The sequence below is a fragment of the Candidatus Hydrogenedentota bacterium genome (assembly GCA_013359265.1).
GTDB lineage: Bacteria > Hydrogenedentota > Hydrogenedentia > Hydrogenedentales > SLHB01 > JABWCD01.
Window position 1 is genome coordinate 184,213 of sequence record JABWCD010000006.1, and the last position, 22,736, is coordinate 206,948.

Sequence of the window (22,736 nt, forward strand, 5' to 3'; positions counted from 1 at the left end):
GCCTACTCCATGACCCGCAGTATCCCCCAGCCCACCGACTGAGTCGTGATGTCCACTTTCTGGCTGGCCTCCTCAATCTCGCGGACGTGCCGATCGAAGTCAGCCTGAGCGTTTTCTTTTTGCCGAGCCTTCATGGTGCGAATTTTGTCGTTGTCAGCATCGGCAAGTTGGGCGTCAAGGAGCGCCATGCGGGCCGAGTGGCTGGTTTCGAGACTCGAACGGCGGAATTCAGCGATGCGCTGTGTATTCTCGATATGTCCTGCTCGGGCATCGGACCAAGCTGCATAGTGATGATTCTCTAGCGTCTTTCTCACTTCTTCGGTGATGGCGTCCGGCGCGACCGCAAAACCTTCCGCGTCGGCCATCAGCCTTAGGAAAGCACTGGTAAGGGCGGGTTCGGTCGTGACGGGGCGGAATTCAACGTCGTTACGGATGCCGTGGTACTGCCACTGATAGATGGCGAAGGGGTAGTCGCCGGGGGCGACCGCATCAGTTTTGACCCGTATACCGACAATAGGCGTGCCTTCGCTCGCGCCACCAATGGCTCGGGCAGCTTGCACCGCCAGCGGGTGAATGGGCGTTATCAGGCAGATTGTTCGATCTTCGACGGCGCAGGCGGAATCGAAGGTGACGGCCAGATTTGGGTCGTTACCCTTAAGCCAGTTTTCCCATTCACGGGCGATGGGTGAGGTTCTGTTCTCAATGGAAACGAAGTCTTTCAGCAGCGATTCGCGGGCATCACGGGCGAGGAGCAGGCGCTTCTTTGCTCCGTCGCCGGTCAGGGGGGATTCCTCTTTCCCGGCGCGAGCGCGTAGGTATTCCACGACCAAGCGCTCAAGCGAGGGGCCGGACAGCCAGTAGCTCGAGGCATCTTTAACATCCTGCTTGAATTGGTCGCCGGGCATACGCAGCCCGAACAGTTCGGTCTGGCGAGACTCCAAGTCCTGCTGCTCCTTGAAGAGCCGGATGCTGTTGTCGGCGAGTTGTTCCAGTTTTGCCTGGCGTTCAGCTGGCGAGAGAGAGAGGTTCTCGGCAACACCGGTGATTTCGCGGGTCACTTCGCCAAGGATCGCCTCGTTGGCGCCGAGGGCACGTTCGAAGACGCCGATACGCAGGAGGCAGCGTTCGTAGATTTCGGCGTCGATAGTGTCCGGGGTAATCAGGTTGTAGATCGCCACAGCCTCGCTGGTCTGCCCCCAGCGGTCAATTCGGCCGATGCGCTGATCGATGCGCATAGGGTTCCAGGGAAGATCATAGTTCACCATGCAGTCGCAGAACTGATAATCCAGACCCTCGCAACCGACTTCGGAAAAGAGGAGCACATCGAGGGCTTCGCCGTCGTCGCGATGCTTCTCGAAGCGCGCCCGAAGAGCAATACGGTCGTCGTCGCCTACCCCGCCGTGAATCAGACCGACCCGGAAACCGCTGTTCAGTAGCGCCTTGTGGAGATAGGCAAGCGTATGGCGGAAGCTGCTGAACAGCATGACTTTGTTGTTTGGCAGCGACTGCTTCTCTTTCAGGATGTGTTCCAATGCGAGAAGCTTGGGATCGGTGCTTGGATCGCATGGCAGAGCTTCGGCCCGCCGCAGAGCGTCTTCAATGAGTTGACGAACCGTGGGTGCTGCGTGATCAATGTCGAGTTCAAACCCCTCGTCCTCACCCTCCTCGACGCCCAGAAAATCGAGTTCGTCATATCGGCGTGAGAGAATCTCCTTGAGGAACGGCGCTAGGGCGTGAATGCAACTCGCTGTCTGGCGACGGATGGTCGTGAGTAGAAATCGGACCGACTGATTGCCATGCAGAGCCGCATAAACGGCGGCCTGGGCGGCAATTACAGCATCGTGCAGGCCCTTCTGCTCGGGGGTGAACTCAACCGTCACTGTTTGGGGCTTGCGTTGCGTGAATTCGCCGATATCTCGGCGCAGGGTGCGGTTCATTAGGCCGGACAAGGTATGCAACTGCTCGATGCCGCGGATGGCCTGGATGCGGTCGGCTCTATCATCCCCGGCGCCAGCGAGAAAATCGAAGACTTCCTGGAAACGGGGATCATTCCGGAGCACCGATTGCCCCCAGAGCGTTCCGGCAGCCTCCATCAGGGCCTTACGCGCTTCGTCTGCCCAGTCGGGATCGCCCCTGCGTGCGGAGAGGGCTGCGCTGTTTATGAAGACGTTCGGTTCAGTAATGGCTCCGTAACTGGCCTCGTCGATTATAATGTCCGGTCGCAGCGTGTTGAGCAGCACAAACAGGTCGCGATCACTCATTTGAATCGGCGTGGCTGTGAGAAAGACAACAGCCTCAGCGTTCTCGCAGAAGAATCGAATGGCTTGATGGCGCTGGGTGTTTGTATTCCGGATGTGATGGGCCTCGTCGACAATCACAAGGTCGAATTGAGGTGGCGGATCAAGTTGGAGCAGACCCTTCTGACGTCTACCGTTCCCGTGCAGAATTTCATCGGTAAGGAGCGAGAATGGGATGATGGCCTTTTCATATCGCTGGGGCCATTCGCCGTCGAGGTCCATTTCGGAAATACAATGCCGAAGTTTGGGGCCGTCTAGATGTTCGAAGCGCTCATCGAAGCGTTTCATTTCCCTACGCCATTTCTCCTCAGTAACGAGAGGTCGGGGACACACAATTAGCACACGCCTGATATCGCGGCGCGCCTGGAGTTCGCGAAGAATCAACCCGGCCTCGATCGTTTTCCCGACGCCGACGCTATCCGCAATAAGCAAACGTGGCCGGTCGGAGCGGATGAACTTCAGCACGGGGCGAAACTGGTAAGGAATCAGCTCGATACGAGCGGCATGGAGCGAATACAGGTTTGACATGCCGGGGTGCAAGAGTTGCAGGGCGGTGAGGCGGGCATGGAACTCAGCTAGGGATACCGCACAGACGCCGTCCTCGGATGCCTCCATTGGAACGAGTTGGCTTTCGTAATATGACGCTCTTTTCCCGTCATGGAAAACTTGATATCGGGTTTCGCGATCACTGACATGGACCGCCACCACAGCACCAGAAATTGAGGGATTCGCTTGGAGCCGTACTACGTCGCCAACTTGAAACTTTGAACTGGGTATAGTCGGTGGCGTAGCTCCTGCCGCATTGGAATCTGCTACATTTCGATTCGGATTTTCCAAAAACGTCGCTAGCTCCCGAGCTACGGAATCTACGAGTTGGGAATTCGGGCACAGTAATTGGAGAAAACGATGCAACGTATCCAGATCGCGGTAAACATCTTCTCGCAGCGGGCTGGCCGCCTGGGCGTGGGCCCACCGGTTCCTGACCGTTTGCATTTCCTTGACGAAGTTTCGACCTTCTTTCGGCCAGTTATGGGCATTCGATAACTCGAACCAATTCTGGTCAATGATTCGGAGAAGAGCAGCGAGGTCAAGTTGATCCAGTTGAGTGATACCTCGCCTTTGCACTTGTTGTTGCTGCTGAAACGACAGTTTGCTCACAACGCAACGCTGCCACCAGTTTTGCTCGAGTGGAGGCAGGATTCTCTGCAGTGCAGCGCAAACTGCCACAGTCGTCTCTCCTAACAATTTGGGCATGTCAGTGGACATACCAACTCCTTTCGAGCTCCGCTTATCAGAAGACTGCTAAGGCTCTGGAATACTCACTCGCGAAGATATTCAAGCGCGCGCCGCCCATTTTCATCTGCGTACGGAGCGCAAGGCCCATGAGCTACGCATTGTTACAATGCTCCACCTTCGGCTAACACGCGGCTACCGAGATCTTGACAGCAGAAATTATCGCTCTCAACCGCGTGTAGGGCAGAATCTGGAACACATGTAATCGTTGCCGCTTAGTTCCCCACAGATATCAAGTCTGCTCGGTAACGCGAATGGGGTCGTACAAATTGCCAAAGCCGTGAATACCGAGAATGATCTTAGCGCCTTTCAATCTGCACGTGCCTTCCCGCCGTCTCCCTCATTACCCATGCTAGAGATACCTTTTTCTTCCGACAGAGCGCCATACTATCCGGTGGAGATCCGGAGGAAAGGCAGTGGCGCCCGCACCAGCGTCTCCTTCCTTCTTGACTTGACCTTCTCCATATTGCTTCTACCTAGGCGGTTTCATCACTTTACACCGATTCGGCGCGCATCGGCAAAAATTTCCGTCCTAGTATCGTGACGAGATTGAGCCCCTCGCTGGGCCATGGTTCATTTTCCTTCCGAGCAATCGGGTCCAGTGCTCCTCACGACATACACCTCTCGATAGTGCTGTAAAGGATGGAGATTCCAAGAGATCGCAAGGAGTGCCCGAGCCAGCCAAGGTTTGGACAGGTCTTTGAATGGACAAGTGGCGAATTGGGGCTGGACTCATGACTGTCAGCAGCTATATGAAGTGGCCTAAGCTCTCGCTTCGGCCCAATACACTTGAAAGAATCTGACTGGAGGAACTCGGTAAATGAAAACCAGAGAATGGCGAATGACTCGTCAAGAATTCTACGCGCAGCTATGGAGCAAGCCATTGAAGGTCCTGGAAAAAGAGCTTGGGATCTGGCACGGCCAGATGCTGGACATAATTGGGGACTACAAGATTCCTCAACCGCCGATGGGATACTGGATGAAGGTCCAACATGGAAAGTCAGTTCGCAAGCCGCCATTGGAACCACTTCCCGGCAAAGAGGAAATCGTACTGAATCTTTACGTGCCGGATGAACGTCCGTACGACGAGCAGCAAAAGCAGCAAGCCGAGGACTTGCTCGCAAATGAATCGAGTCCAGAAAAACGCATCGTCGTGCCCAATGAATTGACGGACGCTCATCCATTGGTTGTGAGGGCGGAACGGAGCCTTCGAAATGCGAGTACGAACGAGCGACAACTTTTAATTCCGTCCGCACAGAATTGCCTTGATATTCGTGTGTCGAAGGAAGCCTTGCCTCGTGCATTACGGATTGTGGATGCACTGATCAAAGCGCTTGAAGCCCGAGGAATTTCCGTCGAGCTTACAGGAGAGCAAGACATTCCGACGCGGGTCGTCGTCTTAGGAGAGACATTTGGGATAGGCCTTGAGGAAAAGGCGGATCGGCGGGAAAAGGAACTAACGCCCCAGCAGAAGAAAGAGAAGGAGCGACGTCCGTGGATGTATAGCAGGCAAGAATACACGTATCATCCGAACGGTCTATTTGTTCTCAGCATTAAGGAAGGGCGGACGGGCTACGGACGCCAGAACTGGTCAGATGGAAAGGTGCAGCGGATCGAAAACCTTCTAAACAAGTTCGTCTGTGCGTTGTATAATTCTGCGGTCACCACTCGTTCGGACCGGATACAGCGGGAAATTGACGAAGCGAAGCGACTTGAGAGACAGCGGCGGAATGAAGAGTTGCGGCGACTGCAGCAGATTGAACGTACACGACTCGAGAACCTGGAGAAGCACGCCGAATTGTGGAAGCATAGCCAAGTGATTAGAGCGTATGTTGCCGCCGTCCAGGAGCGGGCCGACAAAGAGACGTTTGCATACGGAGACCTTCCGGTGACGGAATGGATAGACTGGGCGCTTCAGCAGGCTGATCGCCTTGACCCACTCTGCGTGAGCCCTTACTCCGTGCTTGACGAGAAGGTGGACTCGTGGTGGTGATTACACAATGCCACCTGAGTCTGTGTAGGTGTCAAGAACGACGTAGTGAACAAGATTTCCTGCCCCCAGAGGTGATACTTAATTTGATACTTACGAATTGACGACCATGGTGAAAATGGTTAAGATGGGAAGGTGGTGAGGAGCGAGCGTATCTCGCTCAGTTGTCGTAAGTTATAGATTTTGTAAGTACTTGCGGAGACTTGGGTTAAGACTCTCATAACCCAAAGGTTGCGCCAACCTTAACCTCTTCGATCACGGTAATTTACACAAGCCAACGACCTGCTGCTGATACTTGAATTGACACACACGAAGAAAGCCCCTTCGAGTTCCGACTCGCCATATATTTCCCCCAAGCAATTGGCCGCGCGGTGGTGTTGTTCTCGCTCCACAGTCGATCGTGTTACGGCACGACACGAATTCACTCGAGTGTGCCTCGGCGAAGGAAAGAACGGCATCGTCCGCTTTCTTGTCGAAGAAGTTGAGCAGTTTGAACAATCGCGAACAGTGCCAAGGACGGCTCGGCGCTCCAGATAGCTCTGTTTCCGCCCGTCTCTTCCTTTGTTCGCATTTACTCATTTCCGCGCGCATGCCGGATCGAAGACAAATCAACGGCCCAAAGCAGGCTGTCATCGGTTAAGCCCACGCTACCCAGAATGGTGCCGAAATCATCCCATCCTCAAATGGCGTCGAGCCAATCGCCGAGGGTTTGTAATCCCTGAAACCTATTGTCGTCTTCCGCCGCTCATTCAGCGCGGAGGTCGAATCTACCGGAGTCGAATAAGATGCTTGATGATCGAACGCCGCCAGAGCATGTAGGAGAGTCCGAGCCTCCGCTTAGGTTGACTCGTGGCGCCGTCTTGGATGACGGATTCCTTGACGAGGTCGGCAGACGTTTCGACCCAAGCCTAGACACCAGATTTCATCCGGATTCAGGTGACCGTTTCCTACTGTCTTCCCGTGATGAATTTATGCCGGGGCTTGGCGACCAATTCCGGGCCGGACTGTGCGACGCTTTCCAGCCGAATTCCGGCGATGGTTTTCTACCGGACCCGCATGACGGTTTTGCCCCAGATCCACATGATGGGTTTATTCGTGGCCCTGGCGATGCTTTTCGGCCGTCCCGGGGCGACGCTTTTCTTTCGGATCCGCGCGATCGATTCTCGCCTGGCCCTGGTGACGCATTTCCGCCAGCCTAATTTGGCTGCTTTCCCTTGGTGTATCTTCAATAGACTCAAGTCGGCGTGATGGGGGCTCGAATCCCAAAAGCTCAAGAATGGAAGGACGCAACAACCTAAAATGTGCGCCCGATAGAAGACTTCCGCAAGGACCGGCGTACGTGACTCTGGCGTACGTGACGCCTTCTTCGTCAGAGCCTGACCCACCCGCTACTGCTGATCTTCGGACTTACACGCCACATTTGGGCGCCCCGCCAATCTCCAGAACACATCCGCGCATCGCTGAGTCGTCCGCAATTGGGAGAGTTCTCGTAGCCTACGCTCAGACAACCGCCTGATTGATTTCTTGTCTTCTAAACCCAAAAGGTAGGTTTGTACTTCGACCGGCAACGCGAGCAGATTCATGATTTGGGTGACACGTGCGCGGCTCATGGCGTACCGTTTGGCGATGTCGGCGTAGTTGTTCACCAGTTCTTGCTCGATGAGTTTTTTGAACTCTATGGCGAGATGGATTGGATGAAATGCTGGTTCAGAATCGGTTTGTAAGTCACTATCTTCTTTGGGCTTGCTGAGGAAGACGAATGAACTTGTCCAGTTCTCGCATATGGTCGGGATAGGGAGCCGTGTGTGACTCTATGCGAGAACTCTGTCTGCCCAAAAGGTCTATCTGTTGCTTGGGCTGGTACCATACGCGACCAGAATGTTGCTTAATTTATCTGACCTTGGTTATCATAAAACGTATGGAACTCCAGACCTTCACCGTTCGGGAAGTAGCCGAGCGCCTCGGCGTGGCAGAACCCACAGTATATTACTGGGTTGCCAACGGGATGTTGGGACATAAACGGAAGTCGAGGCGAATCCTCTTCACCGATTCCGATCTTGACGATTTCGCGCGATCACATTCTGCTCCACGTCCACGAATTAGACGAGGCGAACCTGTAAACGTCGTGAATCCCTGTCGACGCGGCCCTCTCGGGTATGCAATCGTTAAAAACCAAATTCATTTGGTTCCGGATGAGGCGAGGCTGGTCCGCTTCGTCTACGACGTTTACGCCTTGTCGGGCGACATACACACGGTTCTGCAATTCCTAAACACTCGATCCATGTTTCCTGCGGAACACTCTCCATGGAACAGAGAACTCCTTTACTCTGTGCTTTCAAACCCGATTTACAGGGGCTGGCTTCCCAAAACCAAACGTAAGGAACTTGCGACCAAGTTAGATTTCAGGCGTGCAGTCTTCCAGCCAATTGTGAGTCGCGAATTATACTCCCGAGTGCGAACCCTGCTCGCCCGGGAGCAACGGAGGGATGAATCGTGAAATCGTGCGGCTTGTATGTGCGTGTCTCCACAGACATGCAGGCGCAGGTAAGAGATGGCTCACTCGACACACAAGAAGACAAACTTCGCGCTTATGTCAAGCTCCGGGATTCGTCGAAGGAGAGCTGGCAGGTCACCGAGGTGTATCGTGAAGAGGGCCGCTCCGGAGCGGATGATACTCGACCACAGTACACGCGGCTACTTCACGACGCTCAGAGCGGCCGAATAAACGTCGTCCTGTGTACAAAACTAGACCGGTTTTCTCGCTCGCTTTTGGATTTCTACAAGGCATACGAGCAATTTCAAGCGAAGGACGTAGATTTTGTCACGCTTGAAGAGAACTTCGACACTTCGACGCCTGCCGGTCGTGCGATGCTAAAGATCGCACTCGTTTTCGCCGAACTCGAGCGAGAGCAGACATCAAAGCGCACAAAAGACAAAATGGAGTGGCGTGCCCAACAAGGACTCTGGAACGGTGGCCAGGTACTGGGTTACGACGTCGACCCTGATGATCACGGCACTCTGAAAGTAAACGCGGAAGAATCCCAGATTGTACAGCTCATTTTCAACACGTATCTAGAGACTCACTCATACTTAAAGACGGCAAAGGTCATCAACGAGAAGGGAATTCGCTCAAAGCAATTTCACTCACGGCGGGGAAACCTTCGTGGTGGGAATAATTTCCAGGACACCACTATCGGACATGTCCTTCGAAATCCAGTGTACGTTGGCAAGGTCACACACAACGGTGTGATCTATGAGGGAAAACACGAAGGAATAATTCCACTTCCTTTGTGGGAAGAGGTGCAAGAATGCATTAGGCTGTACGGTCCTAAGCGGAATGGCAGCCGGCGACACCGAATGCACGTCTTCCTCTTGGAGGGGCTTGTCGAATGTGGTTGGTGTGGCGCCGCAATGACTCCAAAATTCGCCCATGGTCAGAATAAGAAGCGTTATTTCTACTACCAATGCTCTCGAAATGACCATCGGGGGAAAGATGGATGCAAGATGAAGTACGTGCCTGCAGAACCACTTGAACGCCTCGTGTCTGAGCGTATAAAGGAAATCGCAACCGACGACAACTTGCTCGATGAAATTGTCCAAGAGGCAAACGAAACGTCGAAAACCGAGCGAGACGAAATCGCGAGGAAACGAAAGCTGCTGAGCAGGCAACTCGCCGAAGTGAAGCAGACGATCAACAATTGGTTAGACCTAATCGGCAACGGCACGGCCAAGAAAACTGGCGCAGTCACGACGTTGCTGGAGCGGATTGGAGAGGGCGAGAAGCGGCGGAAGGAACTTGAACAAGGATTGATGGAGCTGGGTCTCCAGGAAGGGGAACTCAAGAAGAAGATTCTTGACGCCGAGATTATGCGGGACTCCCTAGCTAGGTTTCGAGACCTTTTTGACGAGGCTCAGGAGGAGGAGAAGAAGTTCCTGCTCCAGTTGATGATAGCCCGGATCATCTGGACGCCCGAGGAAATAAAGATCGCCCTGTACGATCGTCCGACCGAGACAGGGCGACTATCTAGTAACCCCAGCGTTAACCGCGAAAGCGATATTTCGCTGGAGATCGGTAACTGGCTCCGCGAGTAGGACTCGAACCTACGACCTAGTGGTTAACAGCCACCCGCTCTACCGACTGAGCTATCGCGGAATTGTGCGCCGAATAGTCTACAAAACGACGGCGAGACGATGCAAATTCTCGGCCTGCTGCCGCCTAGAGAAGGCCCGCTGTTTTCATGTTTTTGGCAAGTTCTTTGCGCTCGTCCTTGGTGAGTTCGCGTTGGGGTGCGCGGACGTAGCCGGGATCGAACCCGCGCAGGCGGACGCCTTCCTTGTAGCGCGCGACGAGTGCGCCGTAGTGGAAGGTGGCGCAGGCCTTGCAGAGCTTTTGTTGGCTGTCCCACGCTTTATCGAGGTTGCCCTTCTTCATGCTCCTGTAAATGGCGATGAACAGCTCGGGGACCACGTTGGCCGTGCTGGACACGCAGCCGGCGCCGCCAACGGCAAGCGCCTGCATCGAATATTCATCAACACCGTTGATCGCAACGAAGCCCTTGGGCACACCCATAATCATCTCGTTGAACGCGGTTATGCTCCCTCCGCTATCCTTCATTCCGATAATGTTCTTCACGTCTTTCGCGAGGCGGTGCACGAGTGACGGTTTGATGACATTTTTCACGCAACCGGGGATGTTGTAGAGAAGAATCGGAAATCCTTTGGCCGAATCCGCGACGGATTTGAAGTGGCGGTACAGGCATTCGTCGTCGAAGGTGTAGAAGCCGGGAGTGACGACGCCAGCCGCGGCGGCGCCGGCCTTTTGTGCATGGCGCGTGAGTTCGATGGTGGAGGCGGTGTCAAAGCAGCCGGTGTGGGCGATGACGGTCACTTTCTTGCCGACCGCGGCGACCACTTCCTCGAGCACTTTCTTGCGCTCGTTGAGCGTCATGAGCGGACCTTCGCCGGTCGTGCCGCAGACGAAGAGGCCGTGCACGCCCTTCTTCGCGAGGAAATCAGCGAGGCCACATGCGCGGTCATAGTCGACTTTTTCGCCACCCTTCGTGAACGGCGTCAACAGGGCCGGGAAAATGCCGCCGATTTTTGACGATTTCATGAACAAGTACTCCTTCCGATCGGTGTCATAACCATTCGTGCCGCAACCTGTTCGGGGTTGGGCGATGGTACGGTTGGCCAATTGCCCAAGGTAGCTCCGCAAGGCGCGTCGCAGCCTGTTTCGCATCAAGTCACGACGACTAAGGCGGCGGAGACCCTGAGTCTCGTCGCGTACCCCAAAGACGGTTCCTAGTGCGCCGGAGAGAGTATACGGTGCGGAGCGTGCACGCGCAATGAATGGGGTCTGGTAGGATTGCGCACATGCGACTTCGAGCGTTGACAGAAATGGTTGAATGGCTTTGCGGCGGCAATGCTCGCGCTCGCAATCAATCATTCGATCGGCTCGAAAGGCGCCTCGCCCCACTTGCGCGCGTTAGTCTCTGGGTCATTTTGGTTTTCTCCGCGTCGCACGTATTCCCGAGGGCCGTGCATGCGAGCGTTGTCGCGGAGTACAGCGGCGGGCACACCGAGTCAACCGAGACCACTGAAACGTTTCCGTTCGTAATCAAGGACGTGCAACGCGAATACGGTATTAGTGTAACGGCGATCCTCGAATCGGGAGACGGGTTACTGCGTGTGTTAGACCCTGCTGGAACGCAGATATACCAGCACCTTTGGGGAACGATGCTGAGTCAAGAGCGGGCGCCGCTTGCCGTTACGGCCCCGGGCACATACTCGATGGTCGTGAGCGTCGAGGATGCGCGGGGCGATTGGCGCGCGCGCGTTGTAGCGCTCCCGGCTACGTCCGCGTTGAAGTGGATGTACGTGTCCGCGGCGTTGCTCATCATGTTGCCGCTGGTTGCGGTGGGAATTGCGGTCCGCCGGGGAAGCGGGTTCCGGTTCGTCGCGTTGGGCGCGGCCATGTTCCTGGCTGCGCGGGTCGTGTGGTTCATCGGTGCAATTGCGATCGATATCGCCGCGCGGTTCGCGCTTGAAGATGCCATGCCCTACCTGGCGTTTCTCTGGGTGCAGAGCGCCGTCCTCGGTCTGTGGCAGGGCATTGCGGCGACGATCGGCGTGGTGCTTGTTACGCGCCTAGCCAAGTCCATATGTGAGCCCCCTTCACGGGTGATTGCCGCGGGAATCGGTTCGGGAGCGCTGGAGATGATTGCCATCGGCGTGCTCTCCCTGTTCGGGCTGGCGATCATGTTTGGCAGCGGCTCCAAGAGTGGCAAGGCGCGGTTCCTTCAGGCGTACGACATGGCTGTCACACCGATTCTTCCGTTGGCCGAACCGGCAGTGCTTGCGCTGACGGCGCTATGTGGCGTGGCGGCGACGCTGCTGACCGTCTACGGACTTCGGTCCCGGCGTTTCGGCCACGTTGTAGGTGGGGCGGCGCTTTTCGCCGCGGTGCTGACAGCGGTCAGCGCGTCACGGTCGGTTACCCTGTTCGGGCCGGAATCGAAGTGGGTGACGGTGGCTGTTCTTCTGCCGCTGGCCGGGCTGGCCGGGGCGCTCATCCGGCGAAACCTGCTGGATTGGGTGGACAGTCCAAGGGCGGGCGAAACCGCCTTGGACGCCTTCGTCCGAGAACACGAAGGCTCTGACAATTGATCTGGAAAGTTTTCGCACTTCGGTTTAGAATGGAGCTATGGTACAAGTTGAGGAAGCGGTCGAGGCAGACCTAAATGACCTCTGCGCCATCGACCGGCTCGTGATAGGCAGTAGCGAACGGCGCAGTTTCCTTTCCAGCGCAATTGCCGCCCGCCGGTGCTACAAGGCGGTGTTGGGCGGCGAACCCGTAGGCTTTATGGTCCTCGAAACCGGGCTTTACGGTCACTCGTTCATTTCATTCATGATCACCCACCCAGGCCACCGTCGCGCGGGAGTCGCGTCAGCACTGGTGGACTACGCCGAAGCGCACGCGCCAACCGACAAGCTGTTCACGTCCACAAGCACGGGCAATACGGACATGCAACGTCTGTGTGAGTCGCTCGGCTTTGTGCGCGTCAGCAGCTTCGATAATCTGGAAGCCGACGAGTCCGAGATTGTCTTCCTGAAACAACTCGACAAGAAACCCGCCGCTGTCGGCGCGCGAAACTAGCGAGTCTTCCCGAAATACCCGCAGGGCGACATGTGGCTCAAATGCCGTGCCCGAGACGGCCGCCGTTCGACATCGGTCTGATTCTTCCCACCGGTTCCTTGTCGAGCGGCGATAGTCCGGTCCGGCGCAGTCCACGTCTTGGTTCACCCACCGGTTTCGAAGCCCGGGTAGAGTGTCATTCCGCCGTCGACGAAAAGGGTCACGCCGTGGACGTAGTCGGAATGATCGGAGGCGAGCCATACCGCGGCTTGGCCGATGTCCTCGGGTTCGCCGATGCGTTTGTAGGGAATTAGTTTTAACAGGTCGTGGTATGCCTGCGGTGTGTCCCACGCTTCCATGTTGATCGGCGTACGGACGGCGCCGGGGCCGATGCTGTTCACGCGAATGCGGTACGGTGCGACCTCCTGCGCGATACTTTTCATCATCAGCATGACGCCACCCTTGGACGTTGCATAGTTTACGTGGCCCGCCCACGGGATAACCTCATGCACGGAACTGATGCAGATGATCTTGCCGGCCGCGCAAGACACCTCCTTGCGCACCCCGCGGCGCTTGAATTCGCGCACCGCTTCGCGCGCGCAGAGGAATTGGCCCGTCAGGTTTACGCCGAGCACAAGGTTCCATTGATCAAGCGTCATTTGATCGAATGGCGCATCCTTTTGCAGGCCCGCGTTATTGACGAGAATATCGATCGTGCCCCAGTCGGCGATCATCTTGCGGAACATCTCAACGACTTGGTCTTCTTTCGAGACGTCTGCCTTGTGAACGTAGGAATTGCTCCCGCAGCGCGTGATCTCGTCCGCGACGGCCTGTGCCTTGTCGTCGCCGGTGACATAGTTGACGACGACGTCGGCGCCCGCGTGGCCCAGCGCGATGGCCACGGCTTTACCGATTCCCGACGACGCACCGGTCACCAACGCCTTTTGTCCTTTGAGCAACTTTTGGACCGGACACGCCGGCAGCACGGCCTCGGGCCATTGCGATTGAATCCACTGTAAGTCGGCCATGGTTCGTTCCCTCAAGGTGGTCGTTTTGACGCACGTATATTCGGTGGGGCTGTAAAGAAAGGTCAGGCGTATCCGATTTGTTGGTGGCGTGGGAGGGCACTGACGTGGCTGACATGAACCTGGGCATTCCGCGAATGTACACGACGAACGGCGGCAGACGCCGCGCAAGGGTGTAGAAATGGGTCTCACACAGAAACAACTTGTCACGAGCTGGGTTCTGCAAGTCGCGGTCGCGGCGATCTTGTTTCAGACGCTGTTCTTCAAGTTTACCGGCTCGGAGGAATCCGTCTACATCTTCACCAAACTTGGCATGGAACCGTGGGGCCGCATTGGCTCCGGCGTCGCTGAGTTGATCGCGTGCGTGCTCTTGCTTGTTCCGGCAACCAGCACAATTGGCGCGCTGCTTTCGTTGGGCGTAATCACCGGCGCCATCCTCAGCCACGTGACCAAACTTGGTATAGTGGTGCAAGACGACGGCGGTCTGCTGTTCGGGCTTGCACTCCTCGTGTTCGTGGGAAGCGCGGTGGTGTTGTTCATCCGGCGCAGGGAAATCCCCGTGATCGGGGCAAAGCTGTAGCATGACCGCGCATACCCAAACGCGAAGGAGCGGCGACATGGCGGTCCGGCTGAACACGCACGACGAATGGCTCGAACCCGATGGACTTGGCGGTTTCGCCTCGGGCACCGTGAGCGCCATCCGCACGCGACGCTACCACGCGCTGCTGTTGACAGCGCGCACGCCGCCAACCGGCCGGGTCGTGCTGATTAACGGATTCGATGCGTGGATCACGACGCCGCGCGGCAATTATCCGCTTACGTCGCAGGTCTACGAACCTGGTGTCGTCTCGCCCAACGGGTGGGAACGGATCGAGTCGTTCACGTCCGAGCCGTGGCCGAAATGGCGCTATACCGTCGCCGATGGCCTGCAAATCGAACACGAATTGTTCGTGCCGCACGGCAGTTCCGCCGTCGTGTTGACGTGGCGCGCCATAGGCGACGCTGCGGAATGTTCGTTGTCCGTTCGGCCGTTTTTCTCCGGCCGCGACTACCACAGCATGCACGCCGAGTCCGCGGCGTTTCATTTCGACCCCACATTGAACGGCGGCAAGGTGTCGTGGCGCCCCTACGCGGACCTTCCGGGTATTCACGCGTTGAGCAATGGGGAGTACATTCACGAGCCGCAGTGGTACCGGAATTTCATCTACGAAGAAGAGCGCGCGCGTGGGCTGAACTACGTCGAGGACCTTGCATCGCCCGGCGCGTTTCGGTGGAACCTCGCCGAGGGCCCCGCTGCACTGATTTTCGCGGCACAAGGCTACGAACACGTCCTCGGCGCGCCGCATGCGCCGGCGGAATCCATCGCCGAAGGCCTTCGCCATGCGGAATCGAACCGGCGGGCGAAGTTTGCGCATCCGCTACACAGAGCCGCGGACGCGTATATCGTCAAGCGCGGCGAAGGAAACACGATCGTCGCGGGCTACCCGTGGTTTACCGATTGGGGCCGGGACACCTTTATCGCGCTGCGCGGACTTTGCCTGTCGACCGGGCGTATCGAAGAGGCGCATAACATTCTTATTGAATGGGCGGGCGCTGTTTCCGAAGGCATGTTGCCGAACTTCTTCACCGACAGCGGCGCCGCTCCGGAGTACAACACCGTCGACGCCCCGCTCTGGTACGTTATCGCCGTTCACGACTACCTGCAACGGACGACAGGCAAGAACACCGCGGCCGTCGACGCCGCGACGTTGCGGGAAGCAATCGACGCGATTGTCACGGGATACGCAAAGGGCACGCGCTATCGCATCCAGATGGACGCGGACGGACTGCTCGCCGCCGGCGAACCGGGCGTGCAGCTCACGTGGATGGACGCGAAAGTCGGCGACTGGGTCGTTACGCCGCGCATCGGAAAGCCCGTCGAGATTCAGGCGCTGTGGATTAATGCGCTGCGCATCGCCAGTCAGTTCGCGGACAAGTGGGACGCGGTCTACAAACACGCGCTCGCATCGTTCGAGTCGCGCTTCTGGAACGAGAGTCATGGTTTTCTCTACGACGTGATCGATTGCGACCACCGGGATGGCGCGATGGACGAATCGTTTCGTCCGAACCAAGTTTTCGCCGTGGGCGGTTTGCCGTTTCGATTGATCGAGGGTGAACGAGCGTGGCGGATTGTCGACGCCATCGAGGCGAAACTGTGGACGCCCATCGGCCTTCGCACTCTCGATCGAGACGACGCGGACTACCGCGGACGCTACGAAGGCGGCGTTGGCGATCGCGACGGGGCGTACCACCAGGGCACCGTATGGCCGTGGCTGATGGGCGCGTTTGTGGACGCGTGGGTGGGCGTGCGGGGCGGCACGGACATGGCGAAGCAGGAGGCGCGCACGAAGTTTCTCGCGCCGCTGCTGAGTCACCTAAACGCCGCGGGTCTCGGACATATTTGCGAAATCGCCGACGCCGAACCCCCGCATATGCCGCGCGGGTGTCCGTTCCAGGCATGGTCCGTCGGTGAAGCATTGAGGATTCACCATGACATTCTCGGCGCATAGTTCGACACGAAATGCAGTATTGGAGGTTGACGAAATGAAATGGATTTTGAGAAATCGGTTTACGCTGGAAATCGCCGCGCTCGTCGCGTTGAACGCCGCCGTTCCGTTCGCGGCGATAGCCTCGACAACGGACTTCACGCTGAAGGAGGCGGGCGGCGGCAAGACATTCTCGCTCGCGGACGCGAAGGGCAAGTACGTGGCGCTGCATTTTCTGCTGAAAACGGAATGTCCGATCTGCCTGCGCCACACGCAGACCTATGCATCGAAGACGACGGCGTTTCCCAACGTGGTTCAGGTGTTCATCAAGCCCGATTCAGACGAAGCAACAATCGAGTGGGCGAAAAAACTATCGCCCGAGGAAAGAGCGAAGGCGCCTACCATCTACCGCGATCCGGATGCGAAGCTTGCGGACGAGTTCAATATCCCGAACGGCTACGCGTTTCACGGCGAAACGGTCCACTATCCCGCGTTGGTGCTGCTCGGTCCGGACGGCAAAGAGGTATTTCGGTACGTAGGTAAAGGCACGATGGATCGGTTCCCCTTCGAGAAATTCGCCGAAAAGATGGCTGAACTCACGCGCCCAGCGGCAGCCGGCCAGTACAATCTCGGCAGCGGCGGCCTAGCCTTGCAGGGGTACGATCCCGTCTCTTACTTCAGCGGTAAACCGGCGCCGGGCAAGAAGGACATCGCGACTTCGCACGCGGGCGTGACCTATTACTTCGCTGACGCCAAGAACCGCGACGCATTCCTTGCGGCGCCGCGGAAGTACCTCCCGGCCTACGGCGGCTGGTGCGCAACCGCGATGGCCTTGGGCAAGAAGGTCGAGATCAGCCCGGAAAACTACAAGATCACCGATGGCCGTTTGTTTCTGTTCTACAAGAACTTCATTTCCAACGCGATAAGCGACTGGAATAAGGACGAGCCCAAGAACATCGCCGCGGCGGATAAGTATTGGCACGAATTCTCCGGCGAATAGGCCCGATGGTCCAAGCTTTGCACCCTTACCCCGCGCGGCGCGGCCCTCCTCGGGTCGCGCCGCACCCGCGTTTCTCCGCCCAGCACTACGGCATCTTTCCTTGCCTGCCTGGCCGGTTGGCACGTACAATTGGGGCGATTGCGCGCAAGGCCGCGGCGATAGAAAGGTGCGGAGTTTATGCCGAAGTGTTCCATAGCATTAGTGTTCGTAACGACCGCGGTTCTGGTTGCGGGCTGCAATCCTCCCGAAACGAGCCAAGCGCCCGCGCCGGTAATGCCCGCGTTTCCGGCGGCGATGCCCACGGACCCCGCGGCGATGTTCGAGCAATGGAAGCAGGTCGTATCGAAACCCGAAGCGCTGGGCGCCAGCATGACGCACGTCGAACTGGCGCTCGCGCTGCGAGACCGCGCCCCGGAATACGTCGGGAAAATGATCGATCTCCTGGTCGATCCCGCGACCAACGCGCAGACGCGCAACCTGATTTTCATCAGCTTGGAGGTGGCGCAGACTCCCGAGGTATACCCGCGCCTCCTCGATCTGACCAAATCCGATGTTGACCCCGTAATTCGGACCGGGACCGTCGTCATGCTCAAGACCGCCACGGATCCGGCCGTCATCGCCCGATTGCGCGAACTGACCAACGACCCCGAGAGGCGCGTGAGGATGGCGGCAATCATGATGTTCTCCGAGAACGGCGACGCCGAGATGCGCGCCGCACTTCAGGATTATTACTTTACAGACGGGTTGCCGCCGGAGCATCGGGACCGCATCGTCCAGTCTTTGGCGATAACACCGGTTTCGAGCGATATTCGGGTCTTCGGGGCGGCGGCGAACGACGCGTCGCTGCCGGAGTTCACACGACGCGTTGCGACAGGTGGACTGGGCAGGATTGCCGAGCCGGGATGTCTGGAGCCGCTCCGGCAATGCGCCAACGGCGATAATCCGGCCCCGTTGAAGGAAGAAGCCGCCTACGCGGTCAAGAAAGTGGAGGAGAAGCTCGCGTCGACCCCGGCCGCGGCGGGCGCATCGTAGCCGCCTGCCCCGTGTGGGGACGCCGCAATTGTGGAAAACCGGGGGGTATGGTAGACTTAGGAATAACTATTGACGCGATGTGGTGAGGACAGCGACCGTGCTCTTCCGAAAATCGTTCAATCGTCGGCAGTTCGAGGACTGCGACCCCACCGCGCCCCCTCGGTACGCGATTTTCAAGAAACAGTTTACTGTCCCGTTCGAGCGGATGCTCAAGGGCACCGTTTCCGAGCGGGGTGGTGTTCCGATTCGGCAGTTCGGCGTTTACGTCGACGGCGTGGTCCGCTTGGTCACCAGCGGGGAAATGGTGGATCGCGAGACCTACGATGCCCTTATTGCCGCCGGGGCCATCGAGCCCGATCCCGACTATGTCCCGGAGGCCCCGAAGGAGGGCCCAAAAGTGCGAGTACTCTCGGTATTGGATGGCGGCATGGAGTCCTAGCGCGTGGCGTCAAGCATCGCGCTGGCGATGATCGTAAAGAACGAGGAAGATCAACTCGCGGATTGTCTCGCCAGCGTCAAAGATATTGTTAACGAAATCTGCATCGTCGATACCGGCTCCACCGATTACACCCTCGAAGTCGCCCGATCGTTTAATGCCAAAATTGGCCTGTTTCTTTGGTCGGACGATTTCTCCGCGATGCGCAACGAATCGCTGCGCATCTGTACGTCGGACTGGATATTCGTCCTTGACGCCGACGAGCGGGTGGCGAAGGACGACCTGCCGCGGTTAAAAGCGCTTGCCAAGGGCGCGCACGATTGCTGTTACCGGTTTACGACGCGGAACTATACGAACAACACCGCCGTCGCGGATTTTCAGCCCTGCGAGCCGGGTGATCCGAACGCGAAGGGGTTTACCGGCTGGTTTCCGAGCGTGAAGGTCCGCTTCTTTCCGAACCGTCGCAACGCGAAGTTTCAGGGCAAGGTCCACGAACTCGTCAATCAGTCACTCGAGCAGCAGGGCATCCGCGTGCTCGATTGCCCGGTTCCGATACACCACTACAATCTGTTGAAAAAAGCGGACCGCCTTCGCGAAAAGCAGGAACATTACCTTAAGCTTGGGCATCAAAAGGCCGCGGCGAACCCGAACGATCCGAATGCGTTTATCGAGCTTGGCGCACAGTACGCCGACGTAGGAGACTGGTCGAACGCGGCGGCCTCGTATCGTCAGGCGCTGAAGCTCGACGGCAGGAACGCGGTGGCGCTACGCGACTTGGGCGGCGCGTTGCACATGCTCAAGCGGCCGGACGAAGCCAAGCAGGCATTGCGCCTCTCGATCGAGATCGACCCGAAACAGCCTGCCGCGTGGCGCAATCTGGGCGTTGTGCTCGCAGAAGAAAAACAATGGGATGCGGCAATCGACTGTTTCCGCAAGGCGCTCGCGCTCGATCCCAAGTGGCCTGACGCGCACCGATATCTCAGTGTGGCGATAGAGGGTGCGGGCCGGTTGGAGGAGGCGGCGGCCGAATCGCGCGCGGGCCTCGAGCAGAACCCAACCGACGGTGAGAGCCTGAAACTTTATATTCACCAAATGCTGCGCCTGGGACTTCGGCCGGCGGCGCGAACCGTGCTGCTCGGCCTGATTGACCGCGGCGCGAAAAGTGCCGACGTGTTCAACGCGCTGGCGGAACTGTTCTTCTACGACAACCTGTTCGAGGACTCCAAGAAGTACTTCTTGCTCGCCGCGCAAGCCGGACTGCCCGCCGCATACAACAACCTTGGCGTCGTGCTGTACAAGCAGCGGCGGTTCGTTGAGGCGAAGGAAGCGTTTGAGCAATGCCTTGCCGGCGATCCAACACATCCCGGTGCGATCAGCAATCTGCAAAAGGTCCGGCCGCACCTCACGCTGGCGCCCTAAAGAATTTCTCCCGCATGCCGATAATCTTCTTCGAGGGCCGCAGAAACGCGGCGGCCTCGACCGACGCACGGATGCCGAGGTCAGTAGTCATCACGGAGGATTCTTGTCATGGGTCTGCGTATCAATACCAACGTCGCCGCGCTCACCACCAGCCGAATTCTGCGGCGATCCACAAACTCCCTCAACGGTAGTCTCGAACGGCTCGCCAGCGGTCTGCGCATCAATCGAGCGGCCGATGACGCGGCGGGTCTCGCCATTTCGGAGAACTTCCGAACGGTGATTCGCGGCAGCCAAGTCGCCCAGCGCAACGCGCAGGACGGCATCAGCCTTCTACAAACCGCGGAAGGCGCGCTCGAGACCACGACCAACATGCTGCAACGCATCCGCGAACTTGCCGTACAGGCGGCGAACGGCACCTACAGCACGGAAAATCGCCTGTCGCTTGACGCGGAAGTGCAGCAGTTGCTCCAGCAAATTGACGACATCGCGACGGACACCGAGTTCAACGGTCTGCGCGTGCTGAGTTCGGCCCAAAGCGTTACGCTGCAAGCGGGCGCGCAACCCGGACAGACCTTGGTGATCGCCGTAAACGGCGCCAAGACAAATGACATCAGCGTGAACACGCTGAACATCTCGTCGGTCGCGACGGCCGTCTCCGCGTTGAGCACCATCGACCGCGCGTTGCGCAGCGTGACGTCGCTGCGCAGTTCGCTCGGCGCATTCCAAAACCGGCTCGAATTCACGATTACGACGCTAACGATTCAGGAAGAGAACTCGACGGCGTCGGACAGCGCCTTGCGCGACGCGGACATCGCCCGCGAAACAATCGCGTTCACGCGCAATCAAATTCTGGTCAGCGCAGGCACGTCGGTCCTGGCGCAGTCCAATGTCATTCCGCAAACCGCGCTACAGTTGCTCGGCGGCTAATCGTAGCGAGACTGGGTAGACGCGGCGCGTGCCGGATCGCAGTTCCGGCCCGCGCCGTTTTTGTCTTTGAATTCACGCCGGTATACTGCGTCCCTCATGCCAACGATTACCGTCGCGATATGCGCACGCAACGCGCAACACATTATCGGCGCGTGCCTGGACAGCGTTCGGCGGCAGACCGTTGCGCCCGACGAGGTCATCGTCGCGCTCGACGATTTGTCCGATCCGACTGCGGAGGTTGCGCGCGCGTACGGCGCGCGGGTCATCGCGAGCAATGCAACCGGCCTTTACGAAGCGCGCAACGCCGTGCTCGACGCGTGTACCACCGACTACCTCGCGTTTACTGACGCGGACTGCATACTCGTCCCGGAGTGGGTCGAACGGGCCAAGCGCGTGCTAGACGAGAAGCCGGACGTGGCCGCGGGCACGGGACGGCACCCGCCCGTGGGCGTACGCAATTTCGCCGCGTGGCTGCACCACATGTGGTTCATCGTGGAGACCGAGCGCACGGGTTACACACAGGGCATCATAGGCGGAAACAGCTATTTTCGCACGGAGGCGCTGCGCGCCGCCGGCGGTTGGCTCAACCTGCCGCGACACAGCGCCGCGGAAGACGTGTATATCGCGCTCGCGCTGCAACGAGCGGGACAACGCATCTGGTTCGAGGAAGGCGCGGCCGTCCAACACAATTATGAAACGCGGTTCTACGGACTCATGCGCAAAGCGCGGATGATGGGGAAGGACATCACCGTCATGATGCGCGCGTGCGATTTTCGCGGCGGGCTATGGCGCTACACGCTCGCGATTCCCGCGATCGCGGCAATGTTCCTGCTGGGAATTCTCTTATGCCTGGTCAACGCACGGCTCGGGATCGCGGTGGCCGCGCTGCCGCTCGCCATCACGTTGTGTTTTCTGGCCGCGCGGTTCCGCAGCCTGACCGTGGCGCTGCCGCGATGGCTGGCGCGGTGGATTCTCATCTGGCCGTACGCGTACGGAATTCTCGAGGGACTCCTCAGTACGGTTCCGGCAGGCGCTCATCGCCCGTTACCGAATCGTCCCGAGACGCGAAACGCGAAACCCGAGTCCCGTCTTCGCATCCTTCTCGTTTGTTCCCACGGTGGACATCTTTCGGAAATGTTTCAGCTTCACGAAGCGTTCGACGGTCACGATATTTCTTACTTCTGTTATGACGCGGACACGACACGGCGACTGCCGAATGCAGAGCTCGTCCCCAACAAGCCGTACAGCCCGCTTGCGTTTGCCGCGAACGTCGTCCGTGTGTGGCGGCACTTCAATTGGGAACGCCCCGGTCTCGTCGTATCCACCGGCGCCGAGATTGCCATTCCGGTTATGCTGGTCGCGAAGATGCGTCGCGTACCATTCATCTACATCGAATGCGGAGCGCAGTTTACAACGCCGTCGGTCACGGGCCGCATCGCGTATCGAGTCGCCGATCGCTTTTACGTCCAGTGGCCGGAACTGCTTGCCGCATACGGTCCGCGCGCGCGGTACGCCGGGAGCTTGATCGACGAAACCGCGCCCAGTCGAAAGTGAAATTCGCACTTGCCTCGCACCGCGATCGGCATGGCTGATTGTTCCTGGCCATCCTTTGACTTGCCTGCAAAACGCTCCGTATCATACGCGTTTCCAGGGGCCA

The 22,736-nt window shown here is 58.1% G+C and carries 17 protein-coding genes, 1 tRNA gene and 1 pseudogene; 14 read left to right on the forward strand and 5 right to left on the reverse strand.

The features are described 5' to 3' along the window. Positions 1 to 2 precede the first annotated feature (2 nt). Positions 3 to 3,290 carry a DEAD/DEAH box helicase family protein gene (locus HUU46_07815; protein NUM53534.1) on the reverse strand — a complete coding sequence of 1,096 codons (3,288 nt, stop codon included), beginning with the start codon at positions 3,288 to 3,290 and terminating at the stop codon, positions 3 to 5. Beyond that, positions 3,192 to 3,563 (reverse strand): annotated as a pseudogene (locus tag HUU46_07820) (helicase). Before HUU46_07820 ends, HUU46_07815 begins: the two are co-directional and overlap by 99 nt. A gap of 847 nt (positions 3,564 to 4,410) precedes the next feature. Here HUU46_07820 and HUU46_07825 point away from each other — a divergent pair. The 4 genes from HUU46_07825 to HUU46_07840 all read left to right on the forward strand — a co-directional run bounded on the left by HUU46_07825 (position 4,411) and on the right by HUU46_07840 (position 9,672). Next, positions 4,411 to 5,583, forward strand: coding sequence for a hypothetical protein (locus HUU46_07825; protein ID NUM53535.1), 1,173 nt, complete (start codon positions 4,411 to 4,413; stop codon positions 5,581 to 5,583). 933 nt (positions 5,584 to 6,516) lie between these two features. Further along, the gene (locus tag HUU46_07830; GenBank protein NUM53536.1) at positions 6,517 to 6,828 is read left to right on the forward strand and encodes a hypothetical protein; all 312 of its coding nucleotides are present in this window, start codon (positions 6,517 to 6,519) and stop codon (positions 6,826 to 6,828) included. A 670-nt stretch (positions 6,829 to 7,498) separates the two neighbouring features. Then, entirely contained in the window at positions 7,499 to 8,077 is a 579-nt protein-coding gene (locus HUU46_07835; protein NUM53537.1) for a helix-turn-helix domain-containing protein, read from the forward strand. Beyond that, positions 8,074 to 9,672 (forward strand): recombinase family protein, encoded by a 1,599-nt coding sequence (locus tag HUU46_07840; protein NUM53538.1) that lies wholly within the window; start codon positions 8,074 to 8,076, stop codon positions 9,670 to 9,672. The genes HUU46_07835 and HUU46_07840 overlap by 4 nt, the downstream gene beginning before the upstream one ends. Here the strand turns inward: HUU46_07840 and HUU46_07845 are convergent. Together HUU46_07845 and HUU46_07850 are read right to left on the reverse strand one after the other, a co-directional pair. Next, positions 9,658 to 9,733, reverse strand: a tRNA-Asn gene (locus HUU46_07845). The two genes, HUU46_07840 and HUU46_07845, sit on opposite strands and share 15 nt — an antisense overlap. A 63-nt stretch (positions 9,734 to 9,796) precedes the next feature. Beyond that, positions 9,797 to 10,693 carry a dihydrodipicolinate synthase family protein gene (locus tag HUU46_07850; GenBank protein NUM53539.1) on the reverse strand — a complete coding sequence of 299 codons (897 nt, stop codon included), beginning with the start codon at positions 10,691 to 10,693 and terminating at the stop codon, positions 9,797 to 9,799. Positions 10,694 to 11,118: 425 nt separating this feature from the next. Between HUU46_07850 and HUU46_07855 the strand changes: the two genes are divergently transcribed. Together HUU46_07855 and HUU46_07860 are read left to right on the forward strand one after the other, a co-directional pair. After that, a complete protein-coding gene (locus HUU46_07855; GenBank protein ID NUM53540.1) occupies positions 11,119 to 12,246 on the forward strand; it encodes a hypothetical protein in 1,128 nt (375 codons plus the stop codon). Between the two features lie 37 nt (positions 12,247 to 12,283). Continuing rightward, positions 12,284 to 12,736, forward strand: coding sequence for a GNAT family N-acetyltransferase (locus tag HUU46_07860; protein ID NUM53541.1), 453 nt, complete (start codon positions 12,284 to 12,286; stop codon positions 12,734 to 12,736). A gap of 143 nt (positions 12,737 to 12,879) precedes the next feature. Here the strand turns inward: HUU46_07860 and HUU46_07865 are convergent, their stop codons facing one another. Further along, positions 12,880 to 13,743, reverse strand: a complete 864-nt coding sequence (locus tag HUU46_07865; GenBank protein ID NUM53542.1) for an SDR family oxidoreductase — start codon at positions 13,741 to 13,743, stop codon at positions 12,880 to 12,882. Positions 13,744 to 13,921: 178 nt separating this feature from the next. On the opposite strand from HUU46_07865, the gene HUU46_07870 reads away from it, so the two are divergent. From HUU46_07870 to HUU46_07905, 8 genes are all read left to right on the forward strand, one after another. Then, a complete protein-coding gene (locus HUU46_07870; protein ID NUM53543.1) occupies positions 13,922 to 14,320 on the forward strand; it encodes a DoxX family protein in 399 nt (132 codons plus the stop codon). Positions 14,321 to 14,357: 37 nt separating this feature from the next. Beyond that, positions 14,358 to 16,289 carry a glycogen debranching enzyme N-terminal domain-containing protein gene (locus tag HUU46_07875; GenBank protein ID NUM53544.1) on the forward strand — a complete coding sequence of 644 codons (1,932 nt, stop codon included), beginning with the start codon at positions 14,358 to 14,360 and terminating at the stop codon, positions 16,287 to 16,289. Positions 16,290 to 16,323: 34 nt separating this feature from the next. Beyond that, positions 16,324 to 17,265: a redoxin domain-containing protein gene (locus tag HUU46_07880; protein NUM53545.1), complete on the forward strand. Its 942-nt coding sequence runs from the start codon at positions 16,324 to 16,326 to the stop codon at positions 17,263 to 17,265. A gap of 177 nt (positions 17,266 to 17,442) precedes the next feature. Further along, positions 17,443 to 18,297 (forward strand): HEAT repeat domain-containing protein, encoded by an 855-nt coding sequence (locus tag HUU46_07885; protein NUM53546.1) that lies wholly within the window; start codon positions 17,443 to 17,445, stop codon positions 18,295 to 18,297. Between the two features lie 97 nt (positions 18,298 to 18,394). Continuing rightward, positions 18,395 to 18,736, forward strand: a complete 342-nt coding sequence (locus HUU46_07890) for a hypothetical protein (GenBank protein ID NUM53547.1) — start codon at positions 18,395 to 18,397, stop codon at positions 18,734 to 18,736. Positions 18,737 to 18,739: 3 nt separating this feature from the next. Beyond that, positions 18,740 to 20,152, forward strand: coding sequence for a tetratricopeptide repeat protein (locus tag HUU46_07895; protein NUM53548.1), 1,413 nt, complete (start codon positions 18,740 to 18,742; stop codon positions 20,150 to 20,152). 108 nt (positions 20,153 to 20,260) lie between these two features. Then, entirely contained in the window at positions 20,261 to 21,079 is an 819-nt protein-coding gene (locus HUU46_07900) for a flagellin FliC (GenBank protein NUM53549.1), read from the forward strand. Between the two features lie 96 nt (positions 21,080 to 21,175). Next, positions 21,176 to 22,633 carry a glycosyltransferase gene (locus HUU46_07905; GenBank protein ID NUM53550.1) on the forward strand — a complete coding sequence of 486 codons (1,458 nt, stop codon included), beginning with the start codon at positions 21,176 to 21,178 and terminating at the stop codon, positions 22,631 to 22,633. Positions 22,634 to 22,736 lie beyond the last annotated feature (103 nt).

Bases quoted from the DNA above. Each gene is read 5' to 3' on its own strand.
- HUU46_07860 (NUM53541.1), top strand. From the start codon at position 12,284: ATGGTACAAGTTGAGGAAGCGGTCGAGGCAGACCTAAATGACCTCTGC.
- HUU46_07850 (NUM53539.1), bottom strand. From the start codon at position 10,693: ATGAAATCGTCAAAAATCGGCGGCATTTTCCCGGCCCTGTTGACGCCG.
- HUU46_07885 (NUM53546.1), top strand. From the start codon at position 17,443: ATGCCGAAGTGTTCCATAGCATTAGTGTTCGTAACGACCGCGGTTCTG.
- HUU46_07870 (NUM53543.1), top strand. From the start codon at position 13,922: ATGGGTCTCACACAGAAACAACTTGTCACGAGCTGGGTTCTGCAAGTC.
- HUU46_07880 (NUM53545.1), top strand. From the start codon at position 16,324: ATGAAATGGATTTTGAGAAATCGGTTTACGCTGGAAATCGCCGCGCTC.
- HUU46_07875 (NUM53544.1), top strand. From the start codon at position 14,358: ATGGCGGTCCGGCTGAACACGCACGACGAATGGCTCGAACCCGATGGA.
- HUU46_07835 (NUM53537.1), top strand. From the start codon at position 7,499: ATGGAACTCCAGACCTTCACCGTTCGGGAAGTAGCCGAGCGCCTCGGC.
- HUU46_07865 (NUM53542.1), bottom strand. From the start codon at position 13,743: ATGGCCGACTTACAGTGGATTCAATCGCAATGGCCCGAGGCCGTGCTG.
- HUU46_07825 (NUM53535.1), top strand. From the start codon at position 4,411: ATGAAAACCAGAGAATGGCGAATGACTCGTCAAGAATTCTACGCGCAG.
- HUU46_07815 (NUM53534.1), bottom strand. From the start codon at position 3,290: ATGCAAACGGTCAGGAACCGGTGGGCCCACGCCCAGGCGGCCAGCCCG.
- HUU46_07900 (NUM53549.1), top strand. From the start codon at position 20,261: ATGGGTCTGCGTATCAATACCAACGTCGCCGCGCTCACCACCAGCCGA.
- HUU46_07905 (NUM53550.1), top strand. From the start codon at position 21,176: ATGCCAACGATTACCGTCGCGATATGCGCACGCAACGCGCAACACATT.